22 protein-coding genes are annotated in these 21389 nt (G+C 66.1%); 21 read left to right on the plus strand and 1 reads right to left on the minus strand.

What is annotated here, in order from left to right:
• Nucleotides 1–28: 28 nt before the first annotated feature.
• From plsX to nagZ, 20 genes are all read left to right on the plus strand, one after another.
• A complete protein-coding gene (plsX, locus tag KF796_07970) occupies nt 29–1081 on the plus strand; it encodes a phosphate acyltransferase PlsX (GenBank protein ID MBX3586566.1) in 1053 nt (350 codons plus the stop codon).
• Nucleotides 1081–2058, plus strand: a complete 978-nt coding sequence (locus tag KF796_07975; GenBank protein ID MBX3586567.1) for a ketoacyl-ACP synthase III — start codon at nt 1081–1083, stop codon at nt 2056–2058. The genes plsX and KF796_07975 overlap by 1 nt, the downstream gene beginning before the upstream one ends.
• 23 nt (nt 2059–2081) lie before the next feature.
• Nucleotides 2082–3032, plus strand: a complete 951-nt coding sequence (fabD, locus tag KF796_07980; protein MBX3586568.1) for an ACP S-malonyltransferase — start codon at nt 2082–2084, stop codon at nt 3030–3032.
• Nucleotides 3029–3778: a 3-oxoacyl-ACP reductase FabG gene (gene fabG / locus KF796_07985; protein ID MBX3586569.1), complete on the plus strand. Its 750-nt coding sequence runs from the start codon at nt 3029–3031 to the stop codon at nt 3776–3778. The genes fabD and fabG overlap by 4 nt, the downstream gene beginning before the upstream one ends.
• 118 nt (nt 3779–3896) lie before the next feature.
• Nucleotides 3897–4136, plus strand: a complete 240-nt coding sequence (acpP, locus tag KF796_07990) for an acyl carrier protein (GenBank protein MBX3586570.1) — start codon at nt 3897–3899, stop codon at nt 4134–4136.
• A 6-nt stretch (nt 4137–4142) separates the two neighbouring features.
• Entirely contained in the window at nt 4143–5390 is a 1248-nt protein-coding gene (fabF, locus tag KF796_07995) for a beta-ketoacyl-ACP synthase II (protein ID MBX3586571.1), read from the plus strand.
• Between the two features lie 22 nt (nt 5391–5412).
• The gene (locus KF796_08000; GenBank protein ID MBX3586572.1) at nt 5413–5883 is read left to right on the plus strand and encodes a hypothetical protein; all 471 of its coding nucleotides are present in this window, start codon (nt 5413–5415) and stop codon (nt 5881–5883) included.
• The gene (rpoE, locus tag KF796_08005) at nt 5880–6518 is read left to right on the plus strand and encodes an RNA polymerase sigma factor RpoE (GenBank protein MBX3586573.1); all 639 of its coding nucleotides are present in this window, start codon (nt 5880–5882) and stop codon (nt 6516–6518) included. Before KF796_08000 ends, rpoE begins: the two co-directional genes overlap by 4 nt.
• 7 nt (nt 6519–6525) lie before the next feature.
• Entirely contained in the window at nt 6526–7167 is a 642-nt protein-coding gene (locus KF796_08010; protein MBX3586574.1) for a sigma-E factor negative regulatory protein, read from the plus strand.
• A 15-nt stretch (nt 7168–7182) separates the two neighbouring features.
• Nucleotides 7183–8226 (plus strand): MucB/RseB C-terminal domain-containing protein, encoded by a 1044-nt coding sequence (locus KF796_08015; protein MBX3586575.1) that lies wholly within the window; start codon nt 7183–7185, stop codon nt 8224–8226.
• Nucleotides 8227–8279: 53 nt separating this feature from the next.
• The gene (locus KF796_08020; GenBank protein MBX3586576.1) at nt 8280–9749 is read left to right on the plus strand and encodes a DegQ family serine endoprotease; all 1470 of its coding nucleotides are present in this window, start codon (nt 8280–8282) and stop codon (nt 9747–9749) included.
• Nucleotides 9750–10259: 510 nt separating this feature from the next.
• Nucleotides 10260–12071 (plus strand): translation elongation factor 4, encoded by a 1812-nt coding sequence (gene lepA, locus KF796_08025; GenBank protein MBX3586577.1) that lies wholly within the window; start codon nt 10260–10262, stop codon nt 12069–12071.
• Nucleotides 12071–13036 carry a signal peptidase I gene (gene lepB, locus KF796_08030; protein MBX3586578.1) on the plus strand — a complete coding sequence of 322 codons (966 nt, stop codon included), beginning with the start codon at nt 12071–12073 and terminating at the stop codon, nt 13034–13036. Before lepA ends, lepB begins: the two co-directional genes overlap by 1 nt.
• A gap of 27 nt (nt 13037–13063) precedes the next feature.
• Complete coding sequence (locus KF796_08035; protein MBX3586579.1) at nt 13064–13417, plus strand: DUF4845 domain-containing protein; 354 nt, start codon at nt 13064–13066, stop codon at nt 13415–13417.
• A gap of 1 nt (nt 13418) precedes the next feature.
• The gene (gene rnc / locus KF796_08040) at nt 13419–14102 is read left to right on the plus strand and encodes a ribonuclease III (protein MBX3586580.1); all 684 of its coding nucleotides are present in this window, start codon (nt 13419–13421) and stop codon (nt 14100–14102) included.
• Complete coding sequence (era, locus tag KF796_08045; GenBank protein MBX3586581.1) at nt 14102–15118, plus strand: GTPase Era; 1017 nt, start codon at nt 14102–14104, stop codon at nt 15116–15118. The genes rnc and era overlap by 1 nt, the downstream gene beginning before the upstream one ends.
• 33 nt (nt 15119–15151) lie before the next feature.
• The gene (gene recO / locus KF796_08050) at nt 15152–15895 is read left to right on the plus strand and encodes a DNA repair protein RecO (protein ID MBX3586582.1); all 744 of its coding nucleotides are present in this window, start codon (nt 15152–15154) and stop codon (nt 15893–15895) included.
• A complete protein-coding gene (locus KF796_08055; GenBank protein MBX3586583.1) occupies nt 15892–16665 on the plus strand; it encodes a pyridoxine 5'-phosphate synthase in 774 nt (257 codons plus the stop codon). Before recO ends, KF796_08055 begins: the two co-directional genes overlap by 4 nt.
• Entirely contained in the window at nt 16662–17060 is a 399-nt protein-coding gene (gene acpS / locus KF796_08060; protein MBX3586584.1) for a holo-ACP synthase, read from the plus strand. The genes KF796_08055 and acpS overlap by 4 nt, the downstream gene beginning before the upstream one ends.
• A complete protein-coding gene (nagZ, locus tag KF796_08065; GenBank protein MBX3586585.1) occupies nt 17061–18122 on the plus strand; it encodes a beta-N-acetylhexosaminidase in 1062 nt (353 codons plus the stop codon).
• 107 nt (nt 18123–18229) lie between these two features.
• On the opposite strand, the gene lysS is transcribed toward nagZ, so the two are convergent.
• Nucleotides 18230–19759: a lysine--tRNA ligase gene (lysS, locus tag KF796_08070; GenBank protein MBX3586586.1), complete on the minus strand. Its 1530-nt coding sequence runs from the start codon at nt 19757–19759 to the stop codon at nt 18230–18232.
• Nucleotides 19760–19895: 136 nt separating this feature from the next.
• Here lysS and KF796_08075 point away from each other — a divergent pair, with 136 nt between their 5' ends.
• Nucleotides 19896–21383 (plus strand): hypothetical protein, encoded by a 1488-nt coding sequence (locus KF796_08075; GenBank protein ID MBX3586587.1) that lies wholly within the window; start codon nt 19896–19898, stop codon nt 21381–21383.
• Nucleotides 21384–21389: the final 6 nt, after the last annotated feature.

Below are 21389 nucleotides of genomic sequence, written 5' to 3' on the forward strand. Positions count from 1 at the left end.
ACCCCCGGTTCGCCCTACAGTGGAACCCATGATCACCCTGGCCGTCGATTGCATGGGGGGCGACCACGGCCCCCGCGTCACCCTGGCGGCCTGTCGCCAGTTTCTCCAGTCCCATCCCGAAGCCCGATTGCTGCTGGTCGGCCAGCCCGACAGCCTGGCGGCGTTCAACCATCCTCGCGCCAGCGTCGTGCCGGCCAGCGAGGTCGTGGCCATGGATGACCCGGTGGAAATTGCGCTGCGCAAGAAAAAAGACTCGTCGATGCGCCTGGCGATCCAGCAGGTCAAGGACGGTGCGGCCCAGGCGGCGCTATCGGCCGGCAACACGGGCGCTTTGATGGCCATCGCGCGCTATCTTCTCAAAACGGTGGAGGGCATTGACCGCCCGGCCATTGCCACTCAATTGCCCAATGCCGCTGGCGGTGCCACCACGGTGCTGGACCTCGGCGCCAACGTGGACTGCACGGCCGAGCATCTGCTGCAGTTTGCCGTGATGGGTTCGGCGCTGGTGTCGGTGCTGAAAAATGACGACAACCCCAGCGTGGGCCTGCTGAATATTGGCGAAGAAGCCATTAAAGGCAGCGAAATCATCAAAAAAGCCGGTGAATTGCTTCGATCTGCCGCTAACGCAGGCGATCTGAATTTCTTCGGCAATGTAGAAGGCAACGATATTTTCAAGGGCACCACCGACATCGTGGTGTGCGATGGCTTTGTCGGCAATGTGGCGCTCAAAGCCAGCGAAGGCCTGGCCTCGATGATCACGGGATTCATCAAGGCAGAGTTTTCCCGCAATATCTTCACCAAAATTGCCGCCATCATTGCTTATCCTGTCCTATCTGCTTTTAAAGATCGCGTCGACCACCGTCGTTACAACGGCGCCGCACTGCTGGGCCTGCGCGGCCTGGTGTTCAAGAGCCATGGCTCGGCCGACGAGATGGCTTTCGAGCAGGCGCTGAACCGGGCGTATGATGCGGCCCGATACAAATTACTGGACCGGGTCCAGGCTCGCATTGCGCATGCGGCCCCCTTGCTGATGGAGGCCGAGCTGCTTGCCCAGCCGCTGGAACCGGCGACCCTGACTTGATGAGACGTTATTCCCGCATCACCGGCACCGGCAGCTACCTGCCGCCGCGCCGCGTGACCAACGCCGATCTGGCGGCCGAGCTGGCGGGCCGGGGTGTGGAAACTTCCGATGAGTGGATCGTCGCGCGAACCGGCATCCAGGCCCGCCATTTCGCGGCCCCTGACGTGACCTGCAGCGACCTGGGCGTGGAAGCCGCGCGCCATGCCTTGCAGGCGGCCGGTGTTGCTGCTTCCGACATCGACCTGATCATCGTCGCCACCTCCACGCCGGACATGGTCTTCCCCTCGGCGGCCTGCATCCTGCAGAACAAGCTTGGCGTGGCTGGCTGCGCCGCCTTCGATGTGCAGGCAGTGTGCAGCGGCTTTGTCTATGCGCTGACGGTGGCGGATGCCATGATCCAGACCGGCGCGGCCAACAAGGCGCTGGTGATCGGGGCCGAAGTGTTCTCGCGTATCCTTGATTTCACGGACCGGACCACCTGCGTGCTGTTCGGCGACGGCGCCGGCGCGGTGGTGCTGGAGGCTTCCGAGACCCCGGGCATCCTGGCCAGCGACCTGCATGCCGATGGCAAGCACGTGGGCATCCTCTGCGTGCCGGGCACGGTGTCGGGCGGCCAGGTGCTGGGCGACCCGCTGCTCAAGATGGATGGCCAGGCGGTCTTCAAGCTGGCGGTGGGCGTGCTGGAAGATGCGGCGCGCGCCACGCTGGCCAAGGCCGGCAAGACCGACGCCGACATCGACTGGCTGATTCCCCACCAGGCCAACATCCGCATCATGCAGAGCACGGCCAAAAAGCTCAAATTGCCGCTGGACAAGCTCATCGTCACGGTCGACCAGCATGGCAACACCTCGGCCGCGTCGATTCCGCTGGCGCTGGACGCATCGGTGCGCGGCGGCAAGATCAAACAGGGCGATACGCTCATGCTTGAAGGCGTGGGCGGTGGCTTCACCTGGGGCGCGGTTCTGCTGGACTTCTAGCGCCCCCTACGTCAGGCAGCGTCATGACTTCTTTTGCATTTGTATTTCCCGGGCAGGGCTCACAGGCTGTCGGCATGCTGGACGCCTGGGGCGACCATCCCGCCGTGGCCGACACCCTGCGCGAGGCGACTGACGCGCTCGGCCAGGATGTGGCGCAGCTGATCCGGGAGGGCCCCAAGGAAACGCTCGCGCTCACGACCAACACGCAACCGGTCATGCTGGTGGCGGGTGTGGCCGCCTGGCGGGCCTGGCGGGCCGAGGGCGGCGCCGAGCCGGCGGTGCTCGCGGGACACTCCTTGGGTGAATATTCAGCGCTGGTGGCGTCGGGGGTGTTGACGCTGGCGCAGGCGGCACCGCTGGTGCGCTTCCGGGCCCAGGCCATGCAGGACGCCGTGCCGGTAGGCACCGGCGCGATGGCGGCCATCCTCGGCATGGACGCCGCGCGCGTGGTCGAGGGCTGCGCCGAGACGGTGCGGACTTTCGGCCCCAACACCGCGGAAGTGGTGGAAGCCGTGAACTTCAACGACCCCCTGCAAACCGTGATTGCGGGCAGCAAGGCCGCGGTGGAAAAGGCCTGCGAGATTCTCAAGGCCAACGGCGCCAAGCGGGCCTTGCCCCTGCCGGTGTCCGCGCCTTTCCACTCCAGCCTCATGAAGCCCGCTGCGGACAAGCTCAGGGACAAGCTCGCATCGGTCACCTTCGCGGCCCCGCGGATTCCGGTGATCAACAACATTGCGGTGGCCGTTGAAACCGAGCCGGACCGCGTCCGCGCTGCCCTGTATGAACAGGCTTTCGGGCCGGTCCGTTGGGTGGAGTGTGTCCAGGCCATCAAGGCACGGGGCATCACGACACTGGTCGAATGTGGTCCCGGCAAGGTGCTGGCCGGCATGGTCAAGCGGATTGATGCGGAACTCACGGGGCTGTCGATCTTCGACCCGGCCTCCCTCGAAAGCGTCAAAGGACAACTGCCATGAGCGAAATCAACCTGCAGGGTCAGGTGGCGCTGGTCACCGGGGCCTCCCGCGGCATTGGCGCGGCCATTGCCCTGGAACTGGCCCGCCAGGGCCTGAAGGTGGTGGGCACGGCGACCACCGACGCCGGTGCGGCTCAGATCGGCACGGCGCTGTCCGCGTTCCAAGGCTGCCAGGGCGCCCGGCTCGACGTCAATGACGGTGCGGCGGCCGAGGCCCTTGTGGATGGCATTGTCAAGGCGCAAGGCGGCCTGCAGGTGCTGGTCAACAATGCGGGCATCACGCGTGACATGCTGGCGATGCGGCTGAAGGACGACGACTGGGATGCGGTGCTGGACACCAACCTCAAGGCGGTTTTCCGCATGAGCCGCGCGGTGATGCGCACCATGATGAAGCAGCGCTACGGGCGCATCATCAACATCACCAGCGTGGTCGGCGCTTCCGGCAATCCGGGGCAGGCCAACTACGCGGCGGCCAAGGCCGGCGTGGCGGGCATGACGCGGGCGCTGGCGCGCGAGCTCGGCAGCCGGGGCGTCACGGTCAATTGCGTGGCGCCGGGCTTCATCGAAACCGACATGACCGCGGGCCTGCCCGAGGAGCAGCAGAAAGCCCTGCTGGGCCAGATTCCACTCGGGCACCTGGGCAAACCCGCCGACATCGCGCATGCCGTGGCCTGGCTGGCGTCGCCGCGCGCGGGCTATGTCACGGGGCAGGAAATCCACGTCAACGGTGGCATGTACATGGCCTGACATCCGCGGATGTCAGGCTGAAGGAACCAAGCCGGTATATCCGTCCGGCGGCCGGGACCAGGGTGCACCTCTGGCCCGGCTAAAATCGCGGATTCATTCACAACCCTTCGAGGGAACCATGAGCGATATCGAATCACGAGTCAAAAAAATCATTGCCGAGCAACTGGGTGTGGAAGAGTCCCAAGTCACCAACGAGAAAGCCTTCGTGGCCGATCTGGGTGCGGACTCGCTGGACACCGTGGAACTGGTGATGGCACTGGAAGACGAGTTCGGCATTGAAATCCCCGATGAGGACGCCGAGAAGATCACCACCGTCCAGAACGCGATCGACTACGCGAACACCCACCAGAAGGCCTGATCGCAGATGAGTCGCCGTCGTGTCGTTGTGACGGGTCTGGGCTGCGTGAGCCCGGTGGGCAACACGGTCGCTGAATCGTGGAACAACCTGCTGGCCGGTAAGCCCGGCATTGACCTCATCACCCAGTTTGATGCCAGCAACCTGGCCTGCAAGTTCGCTGGCGAGGTCAAGGGTTTCAATATCGGAGACTACATCTCCGACAAGGAAGCCCGGCACATGGACCGGTTCATCCACCTGGGGCTGGCGGCTGCCTGCCAGGCCATCGCCGACAGTGGCCTGCCCACGGGTGATGCCCTGCACGACGAACTGTCCACGCGGATCGGCGTGAACATCGGCTCGGGCATCGGCGGGCTGCCGATGATCGAGGACATGCATTCCGAACTGGTGAACCGCGGCCCCCGTCGCATCTCGCCGTTCTTTGTCCCGGCCTCCATCATCAACATGATCTCGGGGCAGGTGTCGATCAAGTACCGCTTCAAGGGGCCGAACATCGCGGTCGTCACGGCCTGCACCACCGGGCTGCACGCCATCGGGCTGTCGGCCCGCATGATCGAGAGCGGCGACGCGGACGTGATGGTGGCGGGCGGCGCTGAATCCTGTGTTTCGCCTCTGGGCGTCGGGGGCTTTGCCGCCGCGCGCGCGCTGTCGGTGCGCAATGACGACCCCAGGACCGCGTCGCGCCCCTGGGACAAGGACCGCGACGGCTTTGTCCTGGGTGAAGGCGGCGGCGTGCTGGTGCTGGAGGAATACGAGCATGCCAGGGCTCGCGGCGCGAAGATCTATGCGGAAGTCGCCGGCTTTGGCATGAGCGCCGATGCGTTCCACATGACCGCGCCCGACGTGGACGGCCCGCGCCGCTCCATGGTGGCCGCGCTGAAAAATGCCGGTGTCAATGCCGACCAGGTGGACTATCTCAATGCGCACGGTACCTCGACGCCGCTGGGCGACCTGAACGAAACCAATGCCATCAAGGCAGCGCTCGGCGACCATGCCAAGAAGACCGTGGTGAACTCCACCAAGTCCATGACCGGCCACCTGCTGGGCGGCGCTGGCGGCATCGAGTCGGTGTTCACGGTGCTGGCGATCCACGAGCAGAAGAGTCCGCCAACCATCAACATCTTCAATCAGGACCCGGAGTGCGATCTGGACTACTGCGCCAACACCGCGCGCGACCTGAAAATTGACGTGGCCGTCAAGAACAACTTCGGCTTTGGCGGTACCAACGGCACGCTGGTGTTCAAGCGCGTCGCCTGAACCCCGCCCGATCTCCCACTTCATGCACAACGCCCCATCGGTCACTTACCCGGTGGGGCGTTCGCGTTTTTCCGCCGGCCTGATGGCCATTGTCTGGTGCGCCGGCCTCGCGGCAACGGGCGCCTGGGCGCTGCAGGCGGGCGAAACGGGTTGGCGCCTGGGCCTGATGGTTGCTGTCGTGCTCCTGTCGGGCGGCTGGGCCCTGCATGCGCACCACACGGCGCCCGCGGGCCTGCTGCGCTGGGACGGGCAGGCCTGGTCGTGGCGCGGCCCCGCACCGCAAGACGAAGCGGGCCAGCCGGTGGTGGCGCTGGACCTGCAGCGCTGGTTGCTGCTGCGCTGGACCGGCGGCCGGCACAGCCGCTGGTTCTGGCTGGCGCGTGCCAGCGCGCCGGCCCAATGGCGTGCCCTGCGCCGCGCCGTGCATGCAAGGGCGCGGGTTGCGGGGTCAGCAAGCCAGGACAGCCGGGACGGCGGGGAGCTGGCGCCGTGACGACAACCCCGGACGACAGCGGGGCCACGACGCCCGCCGAAACCGACCTGATGCTGGTCGAGCGCACGGTGGCGGGCGATCAGCGGGCCTATGAACTGCTGGTGATCAAGTACCAGCGGCGCATCGAGCGGCTGATCGGGCGCATGGTGCGCGATGTCGACCTGGTCGAAGACATCGCCCAGGAGACCTTCATCCGGGCCTACCGGGCCCTGGCCCAGTTCCGTGGGGAAGCCCAGTTCTACACCTGGCTGTACCGGATCGCGGTCAATACCGCCAAGAAGGCGCTGGTGGACCTCAAGCGCAATCCGCTGATCTCCCACAGCGCGATGCGCGGCGGCGAGGACGACGATGAAACTTATGCGGGTGAAAACGAACTAACCACCTCCGAGACTCCCGAAACAGTGCTGGCCGCCAAGGAAATCGCCGCCACGGTCAACGCGGCCATGGAGGCGCTGCCCGAGGAACTGAGGCAGGCGGTCACGCTGCGCGAGATCGAAGGCCTGAGCTATGAAGAGATTTCTGAAGTGATGGGTTGCCCGATTGGCACGGTCCGGTCCCGGATTTTCCGGGCGCGGGAGGCCATTTCGGCCAAGGTGAAGCCCCTGCTGGAAAACCAGTCGGGCAAGCGGTGGTGAGGTAAAGATGGACAACAGACCTGACACAGACGACATGATTTCGGCGCTGGCCGACGGACAACTGCGGGGCCAGGATTTTGCCCAGGCGGTGGCGCAGCTGTCGGTCAGCGCTCAGGCCCGGGCCACCTGGCATGCCTACCACGTGATTGGCGATGTGCTGCGCTCGCCTGAACTGGCGCCCGTGTCGTCGCCCGCCGCCTTCATGAGCCGCCTGCAGGCCAGCCTGCAAAACGAAACCGTGTCGCCCGCCAATGTGGTTGCTATCGAAAGCATAGCTGCCAGTGGCCGCCCGGCAAGGACTACCAGTCAATTTGGCACTGAAGCGCAGGCTGCCAATGCGTCCACGTTCCGCTGGAAGCTGCTGGCCGGTGTGGCGTCGCTGGCCGCGGTCGCGGCCGTGACCTGGGGCGTGGCCGGCGGCGGCGTGGGCCAGGCCGGGGCGGGGGCCCAACTGGCGCAGGCGCCAGCAGCCCAGCCGTCCGCGGCCCAGCCACCGATGGTGCTGGCAGGCAATGAGCGCCAGGCCATGATCCGCGACCCGCGCCTGGACGAATTGCTTGCGGCGCACCGCCAGGCTGGTGGCGCTTCGGCGCTTCAGATGCCGGCCGGCTTCCTGCGCAACGCCACCTTTGAAGGGCCCGGCCGCTGAAGCGGCCCCGCGAACATGCGCGCCACGTCATTGTCCCGACCCCTGCTGCTGTGGGCCGCCTTCGGGCTGGCCGGTGCGGCCCTGGCCCAGAACCCGGCTCCAGCCGTGGCGGGGGCCGCAGCGGCGTCCGATGCGCGCAGCGTCGGGGACTGGCTGATGCGGATGCATGACGCCTCGCGCCAGCGGACCTATGTGGGTACTTTTGTCGTCTCGTCGGGTTCGGGCAGCCTGTCCAGTTCACGCATCTGGCATGCCTGCGACGGCACCCAGCAGATGGAGCGTGTGGAATCACTGACGGGAACGCCGCGCTCCACCTTCCGTCGCAACGACCACGTGGTGACCTTCCTGCCCGAGTCGCGGCTGGCGCGCACCGAGAAGCGCGAGTCGCTGGGCATGTTCCCGGGCCTGCTCAAGGCGAGCGAGACCTCGATTCCCGAGTTCTATTCGGCCCAGGTGATTGGCGCCGAGCGGGTGGCCGGGTTCGATGCCGACATCGTCCAGCTCGCGCCCCGGGACAACCTGCGCTTTGGCTACCGGATCTGGAGCGAGAAGAAGACCGGCCTGGTGGTCAAGCTGCAGACGCTGGATGGCGAGGGGCAGGTGCTGGAACAGGCGGCCTTCTCGGAGTTGCAGCTGGACGCGCCCGTCAAGATGGACAAGCTGGCCCAGCTGATGGCGAGCACCGAGGGCTACACCGTGCAGAAGGTGGACCCGGTCAAGACCTCGGCCGAGGCCGAAGGCTGGGTGCTCAGGAACCCGGTGGCGGGCTTTCGGCCGGTGACCTGCTACAAACGCCCCATGGCCCCCCAAGGCCCGGGGGATGGAACCGTTCAGTGGATCTTCTCCGATGGCCTGGCCTCGGTCTCGCTCTTTGTCGAGGCCTATGACCGCCGCCGCCACCCGAAGGAAGTGATGCTGTCGATGGGGGCGACCCAGACCCTCACGCGCCGGCTGGGCGACAAGGGTGAAAAGGGTGGCGACTGGTGGCTCACCGCCGTGGGCGAAGTGCCGCCACAGACGCTGAAGGCTTTTGCCCAGAGTCTTGAGCGGCGCAAGTAGAACCTCATATAACGGGCGGGGTTCTCCCCTCTGGAATTCGTGAAAGGCCGAAGATGACTCAAACCCACTGGAAGAAGCTGCGCGCCTGCCTGATGGCAGGCACGCTGGTGCTGGCGGCTGTGCTGGCGCTGGCACCCGCGCAACCTGCTGCGGCGCAAGTGCGTGCGCTCCCTGATTTCACCGACCTCGTGGATCAGGTGGGCCCCTCGGTCGTCAACATCCGGACCCTGGAAAAGGCCCATGGCAGCACGGGCCTGCCCGGCAACAACATGGACGAGGAAATGCAGGAGTTCTTCCGGCGTTTCTTTGGCCAGCCGCTGCCGGGCGTGCCCCGCTCGGCACCGCGACCCAGCCAGCCGCAGGACGAGGAGCCCCAGCCGCGCGGCGTGGGCTCCGGTTTCATCCTCACCCCGGACGGCTACGTCATGACCAATGCCCATGTGGTGGATGGCGCCGACGAAGTCCTGGTCACCCTGACCGACAAGCGCGAATTCAAGGCGAAGCTCATCGGGGCCGACAAGCGCACCGATGTGGCGGTGGTCAAGATCGACGCCACGGGCCTGCCTGCGGTCAAGGTGGGTGATGTCAGCCGGCTTCGGGTGGGTGAATGGGTCATGGCGATCGGCTCGCCGTTCGGGCTGGAGAACACCGTCACCGCGGGCATCGTGAGCGCCAAGCAGCGCGACACCGGTGACTACCTGCCCTTCATCCAGACCGACGTGGCGATCAACCCCGGAAATTCCGGCGGCCCCCTGATCAACATGCGCGGCGAGGTGGTGGGCATCAACAGCCAGATCTATTCACGCTCGGGCGGCTTCATGGGGATTTCGTTCGCCATTCCGATGGACGAGGCGATTCGCGTGAGCGACCAGTTGCGGGCCACGGGCCGCGTGTCGCGCGGGCGCATTGGCGTGCAGATCGACCAGGTCACCAAGGACGTGGCCGAGTCCATCGGCCTTGGCAAGCCCGTGGGCGCGCTGGTGCGCAGCGTTGAAAGCGGCGCGCCGGCTGACAAGGCCGGCGTGGAGGCGGGCGACATCATCACCCGGTTTGACGGCAAGACCATCGAGAAGGCCTCGGACCTGCCGCGCCTGGTCGGCAACACCAAGCCTGGGAGCAAGAGCACGCTGACCGTGTTCCGCCGTGGCGGTTCGAAAGACCTGAGCGTGACCATTGGCGAATTCGAAGCCGAAAAGCCGGTCAAAAAAGCAGTCGAAAAAGAGGTCAAGCCCAAGGCGTCGGCCGCTGGCCAGTCGGTCGGCTTGACCGTGAGCGACCTGACCGACGCGCAGAAGAAGGAAGCGCGCCTGAAGGGCGGCGTGAAAGTCGATGCGGCGGTTGACGCTGCGGCCCGCGCCGGCATCCGCGAGGGCGACGTGATCGTGGCCATTGGCAATGTGGAGATCGGCAACGTCAAGGAATTCGAGGCCGCGCTGCTCAAGGCCGACCGCAGCAAGCCTTTGCCGGTGCTGCTGCGGCGTGGTGAGCTGGCCACCTTCCTGCTGATCCGTCCGCAGCGCTGAGCCCGTCGTACCTGTCAAGAAGCCCCTGCCCGGGCTCGGGTTTGGGGCTTTTTTTCGGTCCGGGAGTCGCGAAAAGGCGGCACTGATTTTATTTTTTTGAGGCTCGGCGGACCTTAAAAATGTATGCGTTCACTAACTTTAAAAATGGCTAACGACAATATTGGATAGAATTGCGGCTCCCGTTCACCGATTACGGGCATATCAAAAAGCCCTCAATCCACGATGCGGGATGAACAGAGGCCGTGCACCGGCGATCCACAGATCACCCACAAGTTGTTCAGAGTTTTGCCGTCGATTAATGTTAATAAGCTGTGTATAAAATTCTTGTTGCTGCGCTGCAACGACGTGGTTTTGCGAATTTCGAGTCTGTACGTTCGGGGCTTTTTGCCTACAATGAAGCTCCAACTATCGCAGTTGCCATAGATTGTTGGTTTAGGGCGCGTCACTACTCGACGCGCCCTTTTTTCTTTTCCGCGCCGTTTTAATTCAATCACTTAAGCGTTCTCGTTGATGAATCACATCAGAAACTTTTCGATCATTGCGCACATCGATCACGGCAAATCGACGTTGGCGGACCGGCTGATCCAGCGCTGCGGCGGATTGAGCGACCGCGAGATGCAGGAGCAGGTTCTTGATTCGATGGACATCGAGAAAGAGCGTGGGATAACCATCAAGGCACAGACCGCCGCGCTCAAATACAAGGCGCGGGATGGCGTGGTCTACAACCTCAATCTGATCGACACGCCGGGCCATGTGGACTTCAGCTACGAAGTCTCCCGTTCGCTGTCGGCGTGCGAGGGCGCGCTGCTGGTGGTGGATGCGAGCCAGGGCGTCGAGGCCCAGACGGTGGCCAACTGCTACACGGCGCTGGACCTGGGCGTTGAGGTGGTGCCGGTGCTCAACAAGATGGACCTGCCCAACGCCGATCCGGACAACGCCAAGTCCGAAATCGAGGACGTGATCGGCATTGACGCGACCGACGCGATCGCGTGCTCGGCCAAGACCGGCATGGGCATCGACGAGATCCTGGAAGCGGTGGTGGCGCGCATTCCCCCGCCCAAGGGCAACCCCGCCGGGCCGCTGCGCGCCATGATCGTGGACAGCTGGTTTGACAGCTATGTCGGCGTGGTGATGCTGGTGCGGGTCGTGGACGGGCGGCTGGCCAAGGGGGAACGCTTCAAGATGATGGCCACCGGCGCCATGTACAACGCCGACAACCTGGGCGTCTTCACACCGGCCAACGAGTCGCGCGAATCGCTGGAGGCCGGCGAGGTGGGCTACATCATTGCCGGCATCAAGGAACTGCAGGCGGCCAAGGTGGGTGACACCATCACCCTGATCAAGCCGGGCACCGGCGGCGCCGCATTCACCGCGACCGAGGCCTTGCCGGGCTTCAAGGAAATCCAGCCGCAGGTGTTCGCCGGCCTGTACCCGACCGAGGCCAACCAGTACGACTCGCTGCGCGATGCGCTGGAGAAGCTCAAGCTCAACGACTCTTCGCTGCACTACGAACCCGAGGTGTCCCAGGCGCTGGGCTTTGGCTTTCGCTGCGGCTTCCTGGGCCTGCTGCACATGGAGATCGTGCAGGAACGGCTCGAACGCGAGTTCGACCAGGACCTGATCACCACCGCGCCCAGCGTGGTCTACCAGGTCGTCAAGCCCGACGGCGAGGTGCTGATGGTCGAAAACCCCTCCAAGATCCCCGACCAGGGCAAGCTCGAGGAAATCCGTGAGCCCATCGTCACGGTTCACCTGTACATGCCCCAGGACTATGTGGGCGCGGTCATGACCCTGGCCAACCAGAAGCGTGGCGTGCAGATGAACATGGCCTACCACGGCAAGCAGGTCATGCTGACCTACGAAATGCCGCTGGGCGAGATCGTGCTGGACTTCTTCGACAAGCTCAAGTCCGTCAGCCGGGGCTATGCCAGCATGGACTACGAGTTCAAGGAGTACCGCGCCTCCGACGTGGTCAAGGTCGACATCCTGCTCAACGGCGAGAAGGTCGACGCGCTGTCCATCATCGTTCACCGCACCCAGGCCCAGTACCGGGGCCGCGCGGTGGTGGCCAAGATGCGTGAGATCATCAGCCGCCAGATGTTCGACGTGGCCATCCAGGCGGCCATTGGCGCCAACATCATCGCGCGCGAGACCATCAAGGCCCTGCGCAAGAACGTGCTGGCAAAATGCTACGGCGGTGACATCTCACGCAAGCGCAAGCTTCTGGAAAAACAGAAGGCTGGCAAGAAACGCATGAAGCAGATTGGCTCTGTGGAAGTGCCCCAGGAAGCCTTTTTGGCCATTTTGCAGGTGGAAGAATGATGCAGTTTCTGACTGCCGCGATCCTCGCGGCGTTTGCCGGCTATGCCGGCGCCTGGTACCTGGGCGCGGTGGAGGGCAACTTTGCGTTGCTGCTGTTCCTGGCCACCGTGGTCACCGGGCTGTACTGGCTGGCCGAACGCGTGTACTTCCTGCCGCGGCGCCGCGCAGCCGCCGAGCAGCTGCAGGCGCAGGTGGCCCAGCGCCGCGCCGAACTGGCCGCCCAGGGCATCACCCAGGTCGATGACGATGTGAGCGAGGCCCGCGATCGACTGCTGATGCAGCCCTGGTGGCTGGACTGGACGGCGGGGCTGTTCCCCGTGATCCTGGTGGTGTTCCTGTTGCGCTCCTTCCTGTTCGAGCCGTTCAAGATTCCCTCGGGTTCGATGATCCCGACGCTGCGCGTGGGTGACCTGATCCTGGTCAACAAATTCACCTATGGCGTCCGCTTGCCGGTGATCAACACCAAGATCACCGAGGGCACTCCTCCCCAGCGCGGCGACGTGATGGTGTTTCGCTACCCGCCCAAGCCCAGCCTGGACTACATCAAGCGCGTGGTGGGCCTGCCGGGGGACGAGGTGGCCTACCTGAACAAGCGCCTGACGATCAACGGCCAGCCCGTGAGCAAGACCGCGCTGCCCGATTTCTTCGATGGCGACGTGATGCGGTACTTCAAGCATTACGAGGAAGTTCTGGGCGGCCACAGGCACCGGCTGCTCAATGACGAGGACCGCCCGGCCTTCGTGTCCGGCACCGATGACTTTCCCTTCAAGCAGAATTGCCGTTACAGTGTCGAGGGCGTCGTCTGCAAGGTCCCCGAGGGGCACTACTTCATGATGGGTGACAACCGCGATAATTCGCTGGATTCGCGCTACTGGGGCTTCGTGCCCGACCGGAACATCGTGGGCAAGGCGTTCTTTGTCTGGATGAATTTCGGCGACCTGAAGCGAATTGGCTCTTTCGAATAGAAACTTTCTTGCTGCAAAGGTTGGTGTATGAATTTTCAGCTCAAATCCAAACAACAGGGTGTTTCCTTCATCGGACTGATCTTTGTCGCGGGCGTGCTTGCCTGCGCCGGCGTCATCGGCGCCCAGGTGTTTCCCACGGCGGTGGAGTACCAGGCCATCCTCAAGGCGGCCGACAAGGCCAAGGCGGGCAGCACCCCGCTGGACGTGCGGACCATTTTCGACAAGGCAGCGCAGATCGACGACATCAAGGCGATCACCGGCAAGGACCTCGAAATCACCAAGGAAGGTGACAAGGTGGTGGTGTCCTTTGCCTACACCAAGGAAATCCACCTCGCAGGTCCCGCGTACCTGCTCCTCAAATACGCCGGCAAATCCAAATAGCGTGGATGGCGGCCTGTCAGCACTGCAAGGGCGCTTGCAGCACAAGTTCACCGATCCGCTGTTGCTGCAGCGCGCGCTGACTCACCGCAGCTTTTCCTCCGACCACAACGAGCGCCTCGAATTCCTGGGCGACGCCGTGCTCAACCTCGCGGTGGCGGCCTTGCTGTACGACCGGCTGCGGGCGCTGCCCGAAGGCGATCTGTCGCGGGTGCGGGCCAATCTCGTCAAGCAGGAAACCCTGCATCAGCTGGCCCTGGGGCTGGACCTGCCGGCGGTGATCCGCCTGGGCGAGGGCGAGATGCGCTCGGGCGGCCACAAGCGCCCGTCGATCCTCGCCGATGCGCTGGAGGCCCTGATTGGCGCGGTCCATCTGGATGCCGGCTATGGCGCCGCGGAAGCGCTGGTGCACCGCCTCTTCCAGGCGGTGGAAATCAACCCGCAGATGCCCGCCGCGGCCAAGGATCCCAAGACCGAGTTGCAGGAATGGCTGCAAGGCCGCAAGATGAAGCTGCCGGTGTACCGCGTGGCCGCAACGCTGGGGGCCGCGCACAAGCAGACCTTCGACGTGGAATGCGAAATAACCGAACTGGGCGCGACCGAACGCGGCATCGGTGGCTCGCGACGCTCCGGCGAGCAGGCCGCCGCCGCGGCGATGCTGCTGGCCCTGAAAGCGAAAATGAAGTGATGAATGCTACAAAAAAAGAAGCACCTGATGCCCGTGCAGCAAGCGCTAGTGGCGAGTCAGGGGCTGAAGCCGGGCCAGCGGACGGGCTCCTGGCCGCCGCGCAGACGGCCGCCGCGGCCGTTGGCCAGCGCTGCGGCGTGATCGCCATCGTGGGCAAGCCCAACGTGGGCAAGTCCACGCTGCTCAATGCCCTGGTGGGGCAGAAAATCAGCATCACCTCGCGCAAGGCCCAGACCACGCGGCACCGCATCACCGGCATCCGCACCCGCGGGCAGGCGCAGTTCATTTTTGTCGACACGCCGGGCTTCCAGACCCGGCATGCCACGGCGCTGAACCGTTCACTCAACAAGACCGTGATGGGCGCCATTGGCGATGTGGACCTGGTGCTGTTCGTGGTCGAGGCCGGGAACTTCACGCTGGGCGACGCCAAGGTGCTGTCGCTGCTCAAGCCCGAGATACCCGCGCTGCTGGTGGCCAACAAGCTGGACCAGGTGCACCGCCGCTCCGAGCTGGCGCCCTGGCTGCGCGACATGCAGGAGCGCCACCCGTTCACCGAGTTCGTGCCGATGTCGGCCAAGAACGCCAAGGACATCGGACGGCTGTTCGACATCTGCGAAAAATTCCTGCCCGAGCAGCCCTGGTGGTATGCCGAGGACGAGCTCACCGACCGCTCCGAGAAGTTCCTGGCGAGCGAGACCGTGCGCGAAAAGCTGTTCCGCTTCACCGGCGACGAGCTGCCCTACACCTCCACGGTGGTGGTCGACAAGTTCGAGGAAGAGCCCAGCCCCAAGCATGGCCGCATGATCCGCATTGCCGCGACCATCGTGGTCGAGCGCGACGGCCACAAGGCCATGGTGATCGGCGAGGGTGGCGAGCGGCTCAAGCGCATCGGCACCGAGGCCCGCCAGGAAATGGAGAAGCTCATGGGCGCCAAGGTGTTCCTGGAGCTCTGGGTCAAGGTGCGTTCCGGCTGGGCCGACGATGAAGCGCGGGTGAAATCATTCGGCTATGAGTGACGGCGTGCGGCCCGGTGGCCGGTCGGGGGCCTGATGCGCCGCATCGCCGATGAGCCGGCCTATGTGCTGCACCGCTATGACTGGAGCGAATCCAGCCTGATCCTTGAGGTGTTCACGCGCCACCATGGCCGCGTGGCCCTGGTGGCGCGGGGCGCCAAGAAGCCCAGCTCCAATTTCCGGCCCGTGCTGCTGCCCCTGCAGCCGTTGCGCGTGGGCTTTGGCGGCGACGCCGAGATCCGCATGCTCAAGGGCGCCGAATGGGTGGGCGGCCACGTCATGCCCACGGGCGACGGCCTGCTGTCGGGCTACTACCTCAATGAGCTGCTGCTGCGCCTGCTCGCGCGCGACGACCCGCACGCCGGCCTGTTCGACGCCTACGCCGCCATGGTGGAACTGCTGGCCTCCTCGCATGGCGAGCTGCTGCAACCGGCGCTGCGGGCGTTCGAGCTGCTGCTGCTGCGCGAGATCGGGCTGCTGCCGGTGCTCGATGTCCAGACCCTCACGCTGGCGCCGCTGCAGCCGGCGGCCAGCTACAGCCTGGTGCCCGAGGGCGGCCTGCTGCACGCGCGTGACGGTGAGCGCGCCAGCCTGAGTGGCGCGCAGTGGCAGTCGCTGCAGGCCGCGCTGGACGATGCGGCCCCGTTTGGCGCCACGCTGCGGGTCTGCATGAACGTGATGGGCGGCCTCAAGCCCCAGTTGCGGACCCTGCTGCACTACCATTGCGGGGTGGCCACGTTGCGGACGCGGCAGATGATGATGGACCTTCAATCGCTATGAAAACCCCTTCAGGCCAACGATCGGGCGTGACCACCGCACTTTCGGTCAATCTCAACAAGGTGGCGCTGGTGCGCAATACCCGGCACCTGGGCATTCCCAGCGTCATGCGCGCGGCCACGCTGTGCCTGCAGGCGGGTGCCCACGGCATCACCGTGCACCCCCGGCCCGATGCCCGGCACATCCGGGCCGAGGATGTGCACGTGCTGCACAAGCTGCTTCAGTCCTGGCCCCAGGCGGAGTTCAACATCGAGGGCAACCCTTTTCACAACCTGATGGACTTCGTGCGCGAGCTGCGGCCGCACCAGTGCACGCTGGTGCCCGACAGCGAGGGCCAGCTCACCAGCGACCATGGCTGGTCGTTCCCCGCCGACGCCGGCCGGCTCAAGCCGGTGATTGACGAGATCCGTTCGCTCGGGGTGCGCGTGAGCCTGTTCATGGACCCGCAACCCGGGGCCATGGCCGCGGTCAAGGCACTGGGCGCCGACCGGGTCGAGCTCTACACCGAAAGCTACGCCAGCGCCTACGGGACCGGCGCCAAGGACGGCGTGCTGCGCGAGTTCGCCGCCACGGCCCAGGCAGCGCTGGACGCCGGGCTGGGCGTCAACGCGGGCCATGACCTGAGCCAGGACAACCTCACGGATTTCCTGAAGGCCGTGCCCGGCGTGCAGGAGGTGTCGATCGGCCATGCGCTGGTGTCCGATGCCCTGGAGGCCGGCTATGACGCCACCGTCAAGGCCTACCTGCGCTGCATTGCCGCCGCCGGCGAATGATCTACGGCATCGGCACCGACATCTGCGACGTCCGGCGCATCCGCGCCTCGCTGCAGCGCCATGGCGAGCGTTTCGCGCTCAAGATCCTCAGCGAGGCCGAATACGCCACCTGGCAGGCGCGCGGCCAGCGCTGGCCCGAGCGCGGCGTGCGCTACCTGGCCACGCGCTTCTCGGCCAAGGAGGCGTTCAGCAAGGCCGTGGGGCTGGGCATGCGCATGCCCATGACCTGGCGGCTGTGCGAGATTGGCAAGCAGGCCAGCGGCAAGCCCGTGATCGTGCTGCACGGGGGCCTGAAGACCTGGTTCGAGGCCCAGGGCCTGACCGCCCACGTGAGCGTGACCGACGAGACCGACTATGCGGCCAGCTTCGTGGTGGTCGAAACCAAGGACGCCTGAATGACAACACCCCATGCTCCCCTGATTCTTGACGTGGCCGGCACCGCGCTGACGGCGCTGGACCGCCGGCGCCTGCGGCACCCGCTGACCGGCGGCGTCATCCTGTTCGCGCGCAACTGGCTGGACCGCGCCCACCTGGCGGCGTTGTGCGCCGACATCAAGGCCGTGCGCGCTGACCTGCTGATCTGCGTGGACCATGAAGGCGGGCGCGTGCAGCGCTTTCGCACCGACGGCTTCACCCACCTGCCGCCCATGAAGGCGCTGGGCGAGCTCTGGATGAACGACGCCATGGCCGCCACCAACGCGGCCACCGCCTGCGGCTACGTCCTGGGCGCCGAACTGCGCGCCTGCGGCGTGGATTTCAGCTTCACCCCGGTGCTGGACCTGGACCATGGGGGCAGCGGCGTGATTGGCGACCGCGCCTTCCACCGCGACCCGCGGGTCGCGACGCTGCTGGCCAAGAGCCTGATGCAGGGCCTGCTGCAGGCCGGCATGGCCAACTGTGGCAAGCATTTTCCGGGGCATGGCTTCGTCAAGGCCGATTCGCACACCGACATCCCGGTCGACCGGCGCAGCCTCAAGGCCATCCTGGGGGACGACGCCGCGCCCTATGGCTGGCTCAACACCTCGCTGAGCAGCGTGATGCCGGCCCACGTGATCTACCCCAAAGTGGACGCCCGGCCCGCGGGCTTCTCAAGCCGCTGGCTCAACGACATCCTGCGCGGGCAACTGGGGTTTGGGGGCGCCATCTTCAGCGACGACCTGAGCATGGCCGGCGCGCGGCTGATCGACGGCCGCGAGGTCAGCTACACCGAGGCCGGCGTGGCCGCCCTGCAGGCCGGGTGCGACCTCGTGCTGCTGTGCAACCAGTCGCTGGAGGGCGGGCAGGCCGTGGACGACTTGCTCGACGGCCTGGCCGCAGCGCAGGCCAGGGGCCTGTGGCAGGCGCGCGGCGCCAGCGAGCAGCGGCGGCTGGACCTGCTGCCCACCGCAGCGGCGCCTGGCTGGGAGGCCCTCATGACCTCGCCCGCCTACCTGCGGGCGCTCGACTGCCTGCCCTGAGCTGTCTGTCCTGAGGGATCGCCCGGGTGGTTGAAATTGCTACGTTTCTTGTAGCAAAGAGTGGCCGCCCCGCCTGGACTCCAGGCCTGAAAGCCTTGTAAACCGGCTCAGGATTCGCGGCGCAGGGCCGGGAACAGGATCACGTCGCGGATGCTGGGGCTGTCGGTCAGCAGCATCATGAACCGGTCGATGCCTATGCCGCAGCCGCCGGTGGGTGGCATGCCGTACTCCAGCGCGCGCACGAAGTCGTGGTCGTGGTACATGGCCTCGTCGTCGCCCGCGTCCTTGGCGCTGACCTGGGCCGCAAAGCGGGCGGCCTGGTCCTCGGCGTCGTTGAGTTCCGAGAAGCCGTTGCCGAACTCGCGGCCCGTGATGTAGAGCTCGAAGCGCTCGGTCACCTCGGGCCGCTCGTCGTTGGCGCGCGCCAGCGGCGAGATTTCGGTCGGATGCTCCATGATGAAGGTGGGCTGCCAGAGCTTTTCCTCCACCGTCTCCTCGAAGTACATCACCTGCAGGCTGGCCAGGCTGCGTTGCGAGAGCCGGTCCTTCTCCTCGCTGAGGCCGATCTTGCGCAAGGCATTGACCAGCCAGGCGGCATCGTCGACATGGGCGCCGGCATCGGTGTGCTTCTGGATCGCTTCACGGATCGTCAGGCGCTCGAACGGCTGGCTCAGGTCGACCGCCTTGCCCTGGTAGGTCAGCTGCTCGCTGCCCGTGGTCTTCTTGGCGATGGTGCGGATGATCTGCTCGGTGAAGTCCATCAGGTCCTGGTAGTTCCAGTAGGCCGCGTAGAACTCCATCATCGTGAACTCGGGGTTGTGCCGCACCGAAATGCCTTCGTTGCGGTAGCTGCGGTTGATCTCGAACACCCGCTCGAAGCCGCCAACGATCAGGCGCTTGAGGTACAGCTCGGGCGCGATCCGCAGGAACATCTCCTGGTCCAGCGCGTTGTGGTGCGTCCTGAAGGGCTTGGCATTGGCGCCGCCCGGGATGGGGTGCAGCATCGGCGTCTCGACCTCGAGAAAGTCGTGGGCCACCATGAACTCGCGCAGCGCGCTCACCGCCTTGCTGCGGGCCTTGAAGCGGTCGCGCGCCGTCTCATCGGTGATCAGGTCGACGTAGCGCTGGCGGTATTTCTGCTCCTGGTCGGCCATGCCGTGGAACTTGTCGGGCAGCGGGCGCAGGCTCTTGGTCAAAAGGCGCAGCTGCGTAACCTTGAGCGACAGCTCGCCGGTGCGGGTCTTCATCAGCGTGCCCCGGGCGCCGACGATGTCGCCCAGGTCCCAGTGCTTGAAGGCCGCGTAGGCTTCCTCGCCCACATCGTCGCGCGTCACGTAGATCTGGATGCGGCCGGTGGCGTCCTGCAGGGTGGCAAAGCTGGCCTTGCCCATCACGCGCTTGAGCATCATGCGCCCGGCAATGCTGGTGACCGTGGCTTCCTCGGTGAGGGCCTCGGGCGTCTTGTCACTGTGGGCGGCCAGCAGCGCGGCGGCGCGGCCCTCGGGCTTGAAATCGTTGGGGAAGGCCACGCCCTTGCCCGCATGCTGGGCCTCGCGGATGGCCTTGAGCTTGTCGCGGCGCTCGGCGATCAGCTGGTTGTCGTCCTGGGGCGCGGGGGCAGTAATTGGTTCAGACATGGGGTGCCGCCCGTGAGGGCGATGGCTTGGAAAGGGCAGGGAAAAGGGTGGAAAGCGAGGCGGTTTTTCGCCCGAACCGCTGATTTTAGTTTTTTGGCGCCGGGGGTGCCGGGGCCGCCCCTCGATAATCGGCGCCATGTTCCTCAAAGCCGGGGTGATTTCGCTGGCGCTGCTGCTGGCCAGCCGCGTGCTGGGCCTTTTGCGCGAGTCCGCGCAGGCCGCGGCATTCGGGGCCTCGGGTGCGGGCGACTTGGCGGTGCTGATGCTGACCCTGCCTGACTGGCTCACGGGCCTGGTGGCCAGTGGGGCTCTGGCCTATGTGCTGCTGCCGCACTGGGCTGGGCAGGGGCCCCAGGCCCAGGCCGCAACCCAGCGCCGCGTGGCCCAGGTATTGATTGCGGGCGGCCTGGTGCTGGCGCTGGCCGTGGGCCTGGCCGCGCAGCCGCTGGTGAGCCTGCTGGCCCCCGGGCTGGCGGCCGGGCTGCCCGCAGTGGCGGCGCGGGGCCTGTGGTGGAGCGCCGCCGCGGTGCCGGCGGCCCTGCTGGCGGCACTGTGGATCACGCGGCTGCAGCATGAGCGCGACTTTGTGGGCATGTACGCGGCCAACCTGGTGGTGAATGCCGTTCTGGTCGTGGGGCTGCTGTGGGTCGGCCATGCGCTGTCCGGCCCGGCCATCGCGACCGGGCTGGGGCTGGCACTGCTGGTGGCCATGGGGCTGCGTCTCGGCTGGTTGGGGTGGCGGCTGCGTCGGCAGGCTTCGGCGCCAGAGGCGCCAGGCGCCAGCGGCGAAGCGGGGGCGGGGATCGAGGCCCCGCATGCCCTGCCGGCGACCGCGTTGTGGGTCTGGGCCGCCTTGTCGGCCGGCCTGCCGCTGGCGCTGCCCTTCGCGGCGCGTTCGCTGGCCTCGCAGTCGGGAGAAGGCGCGCTCGCGCTGTTCAACTACGCGTGGAAACTGGTGGAGCTGCCCCTGGTGTTGGCGATCCAGCTCACTGCCAGTCTGGCGTTTCCGGTGATCACCCGGGCCTTTGCGGCCGGGGGTGACCCTTCTGCCCCGGTGCGGCGGGCCTTTGCGCTGGCCTGGACCCTGGCCTGCGCGGCGGCGGCGGCATTGCTGGTGGGCGCGCCTGCCCTGGCGCAGCTGCTGTTTGGCTGGGGCCGCATGGATGCCCAGGGGCTGGCCGCCATTGGGCTGTGGGGCCAGGCGGGCGCCTGGAGCCTGTTGCCCCAAGCGCTGATCGCCGTGGCGCTGACCGTGCTGGCCACCCAGGGGCGCATGAAGGCCGTGGCGGGCGCCTATGCGGTGGCGCTGGTGCTGCTGCTGTTGGCGGGGCACTGGGCAGGTGGGGACGGCGTGCGCCTGATGTGGCTGCTGGACGGTGTGCTCGCGGGCGTGGCCGTGGCGACCATGGGGCTGCTGGGCCCGGCGGCCCGGGGCTGGGTGCCGTGGCGCGTGATGGGCCTCACGGCCGCGGCCTTGCCGCTGCTGGCCCTGGCGGCGCTTGCGGTTCCGGTTGATTCAATAAATATCGCTGGAGTCCTTGCCCTGAGCGCACTCATTGCTATCGTAATCATAGCAATCGGGTGGTGGGGCAGCGCCGGCGAGCGCACCGCGGTGCAGCGATAATCGACA

This window comes from Ramlibacter sp. (genome assembly GCA_019635435.1).
Lineage (GTDB): Bacteria > Pseudomonadota > Gammaproteobacteria > Burkholderiales > Burkholderiaceae_C > JAHBZM01.

Coding starts and splice junctions, on each gene's coding strand:
- plsX (MBX3586566.1), top strand. CDS start 29: ATGATCACCCTGGCCGTCGATTGCATGGGGGGCGACCACGGCCCCCGC.
- KF796_07975 (MBX3586567.1), top strand. CDS start 1,081: ATGAGACGTTATTCCCGCATCACCGGCACCGGCAGCTACCTGCCGCCG.
- fabD (MBX3586568.1), top strand. CDS start 2,082: ATGACTTCTTTTGCATTTGTATTTCCCGGGCAGGGCTCACAGGCTGTC.
- fabG (MBX3586569.1), top strand. CDS start 3,029: ATGAGCGAAATCAACCTGCAGGGTCAGGTGGCGCTGGTCACCGGGGCC.
- acpP (MBX3586570.1), top strand. CDS start 3,897: ATGAGCGATATCGAATCACGAGTCAAAAAAATCATTGCCGAGCAACTG.
- fabF (MBX3586571.1), top strand. CDS start 4,143: ATGAGTCGCCGTCGTGTCGTTGTGACGGGTCTGGGCTGCGTGAGCCCG.
- KF796_08000 (MBX3586572.1), top strand. CDS start 5,413: ATGCACAACGCCCCATCGGTCACTTACCCGGTGGGGCGTTCGCGTTTT.
- KF796_08010 (MBX3586574.1), top strand. CDS start 6,526: ATGGACAACAGACCTGACACAGACGACATGATTTCGGCGCTGGCCGAC.
- KF796_08015 (MBX3586575.1), top strand. CDS start 7,183: ATGCGCGCCACGTCATTGTCCCGACCCCTGCTGCTGTGGGCCGCCTTC.
- KF796_08020 (MBX3586576.1), top strand. CDS start 8,280: ATGACTCAAACCCACTGGAAGAAGCTGCGCGCCTGCCTGATGGCAGGC.
- lepA (MBX3586577.1), top strand. CDS start 10,260: ATGAATCACATCAGAAACTTTTCGATCATTGCGCACATCGATCACGGC.
- lepB (MBX3586578.1), top strand. CDS start 12,071: ATGCAGTTTCTGACTGCCGCGATCCTCGCGGCGTTTGCCGGCTATGCC.
- KF796_08035 (MBX3586579.1), top strand. CDS start 13,064: ATGAATTTTCAGCTCAAATCCAAACAACAGGGTGTTTCCTTCATCGGA.
- era (MBX3586581.1), top strand. CDS start 14,102: ATGAATGCTACAAAAAAAGAAGCACCTGATGCCCGTGCAGCAAGCGCT.
- recO (MBX3586582.1), top strand. CDS start 15,152: ATGCGCCGCATCGCCGATGAGCCGGCCTATGTGCTGCACCGCTATGAC.
- KF796_08055 (MBX3586583.1), top strand. CDS start 15,892: ATGAAAACCCCTTCAGGCCAACGATCGGGCGTGACCACCGCACTTTCG.
- acpS (MBX3586584.1), top strand. CDS start 16,662: ATGATCTACGGCATCGGCACCGACATCTGCGACGTCCGGCGCATCCGC.
- nagZ (MBX3586585.1), top strand. CDS start 17,061: ATGACAACACCCCATGCTCCCCTGATTCTTGACGTGGCCGGCACCGCG.
- lysS (MBX3586586.1), bottom strand. CDS start 19,759: ATGTCTGAACCAATTACTGCCCCCGCGCCCCAGGACGACAACCAGCTG.
- KF796_08075 (MBX3586587.1), top strand. CDS start 19,896: ATGTTCCTCAAAGCCGGGGTGATTTCGCTGGCGCTGCTGCTGGCCAGC.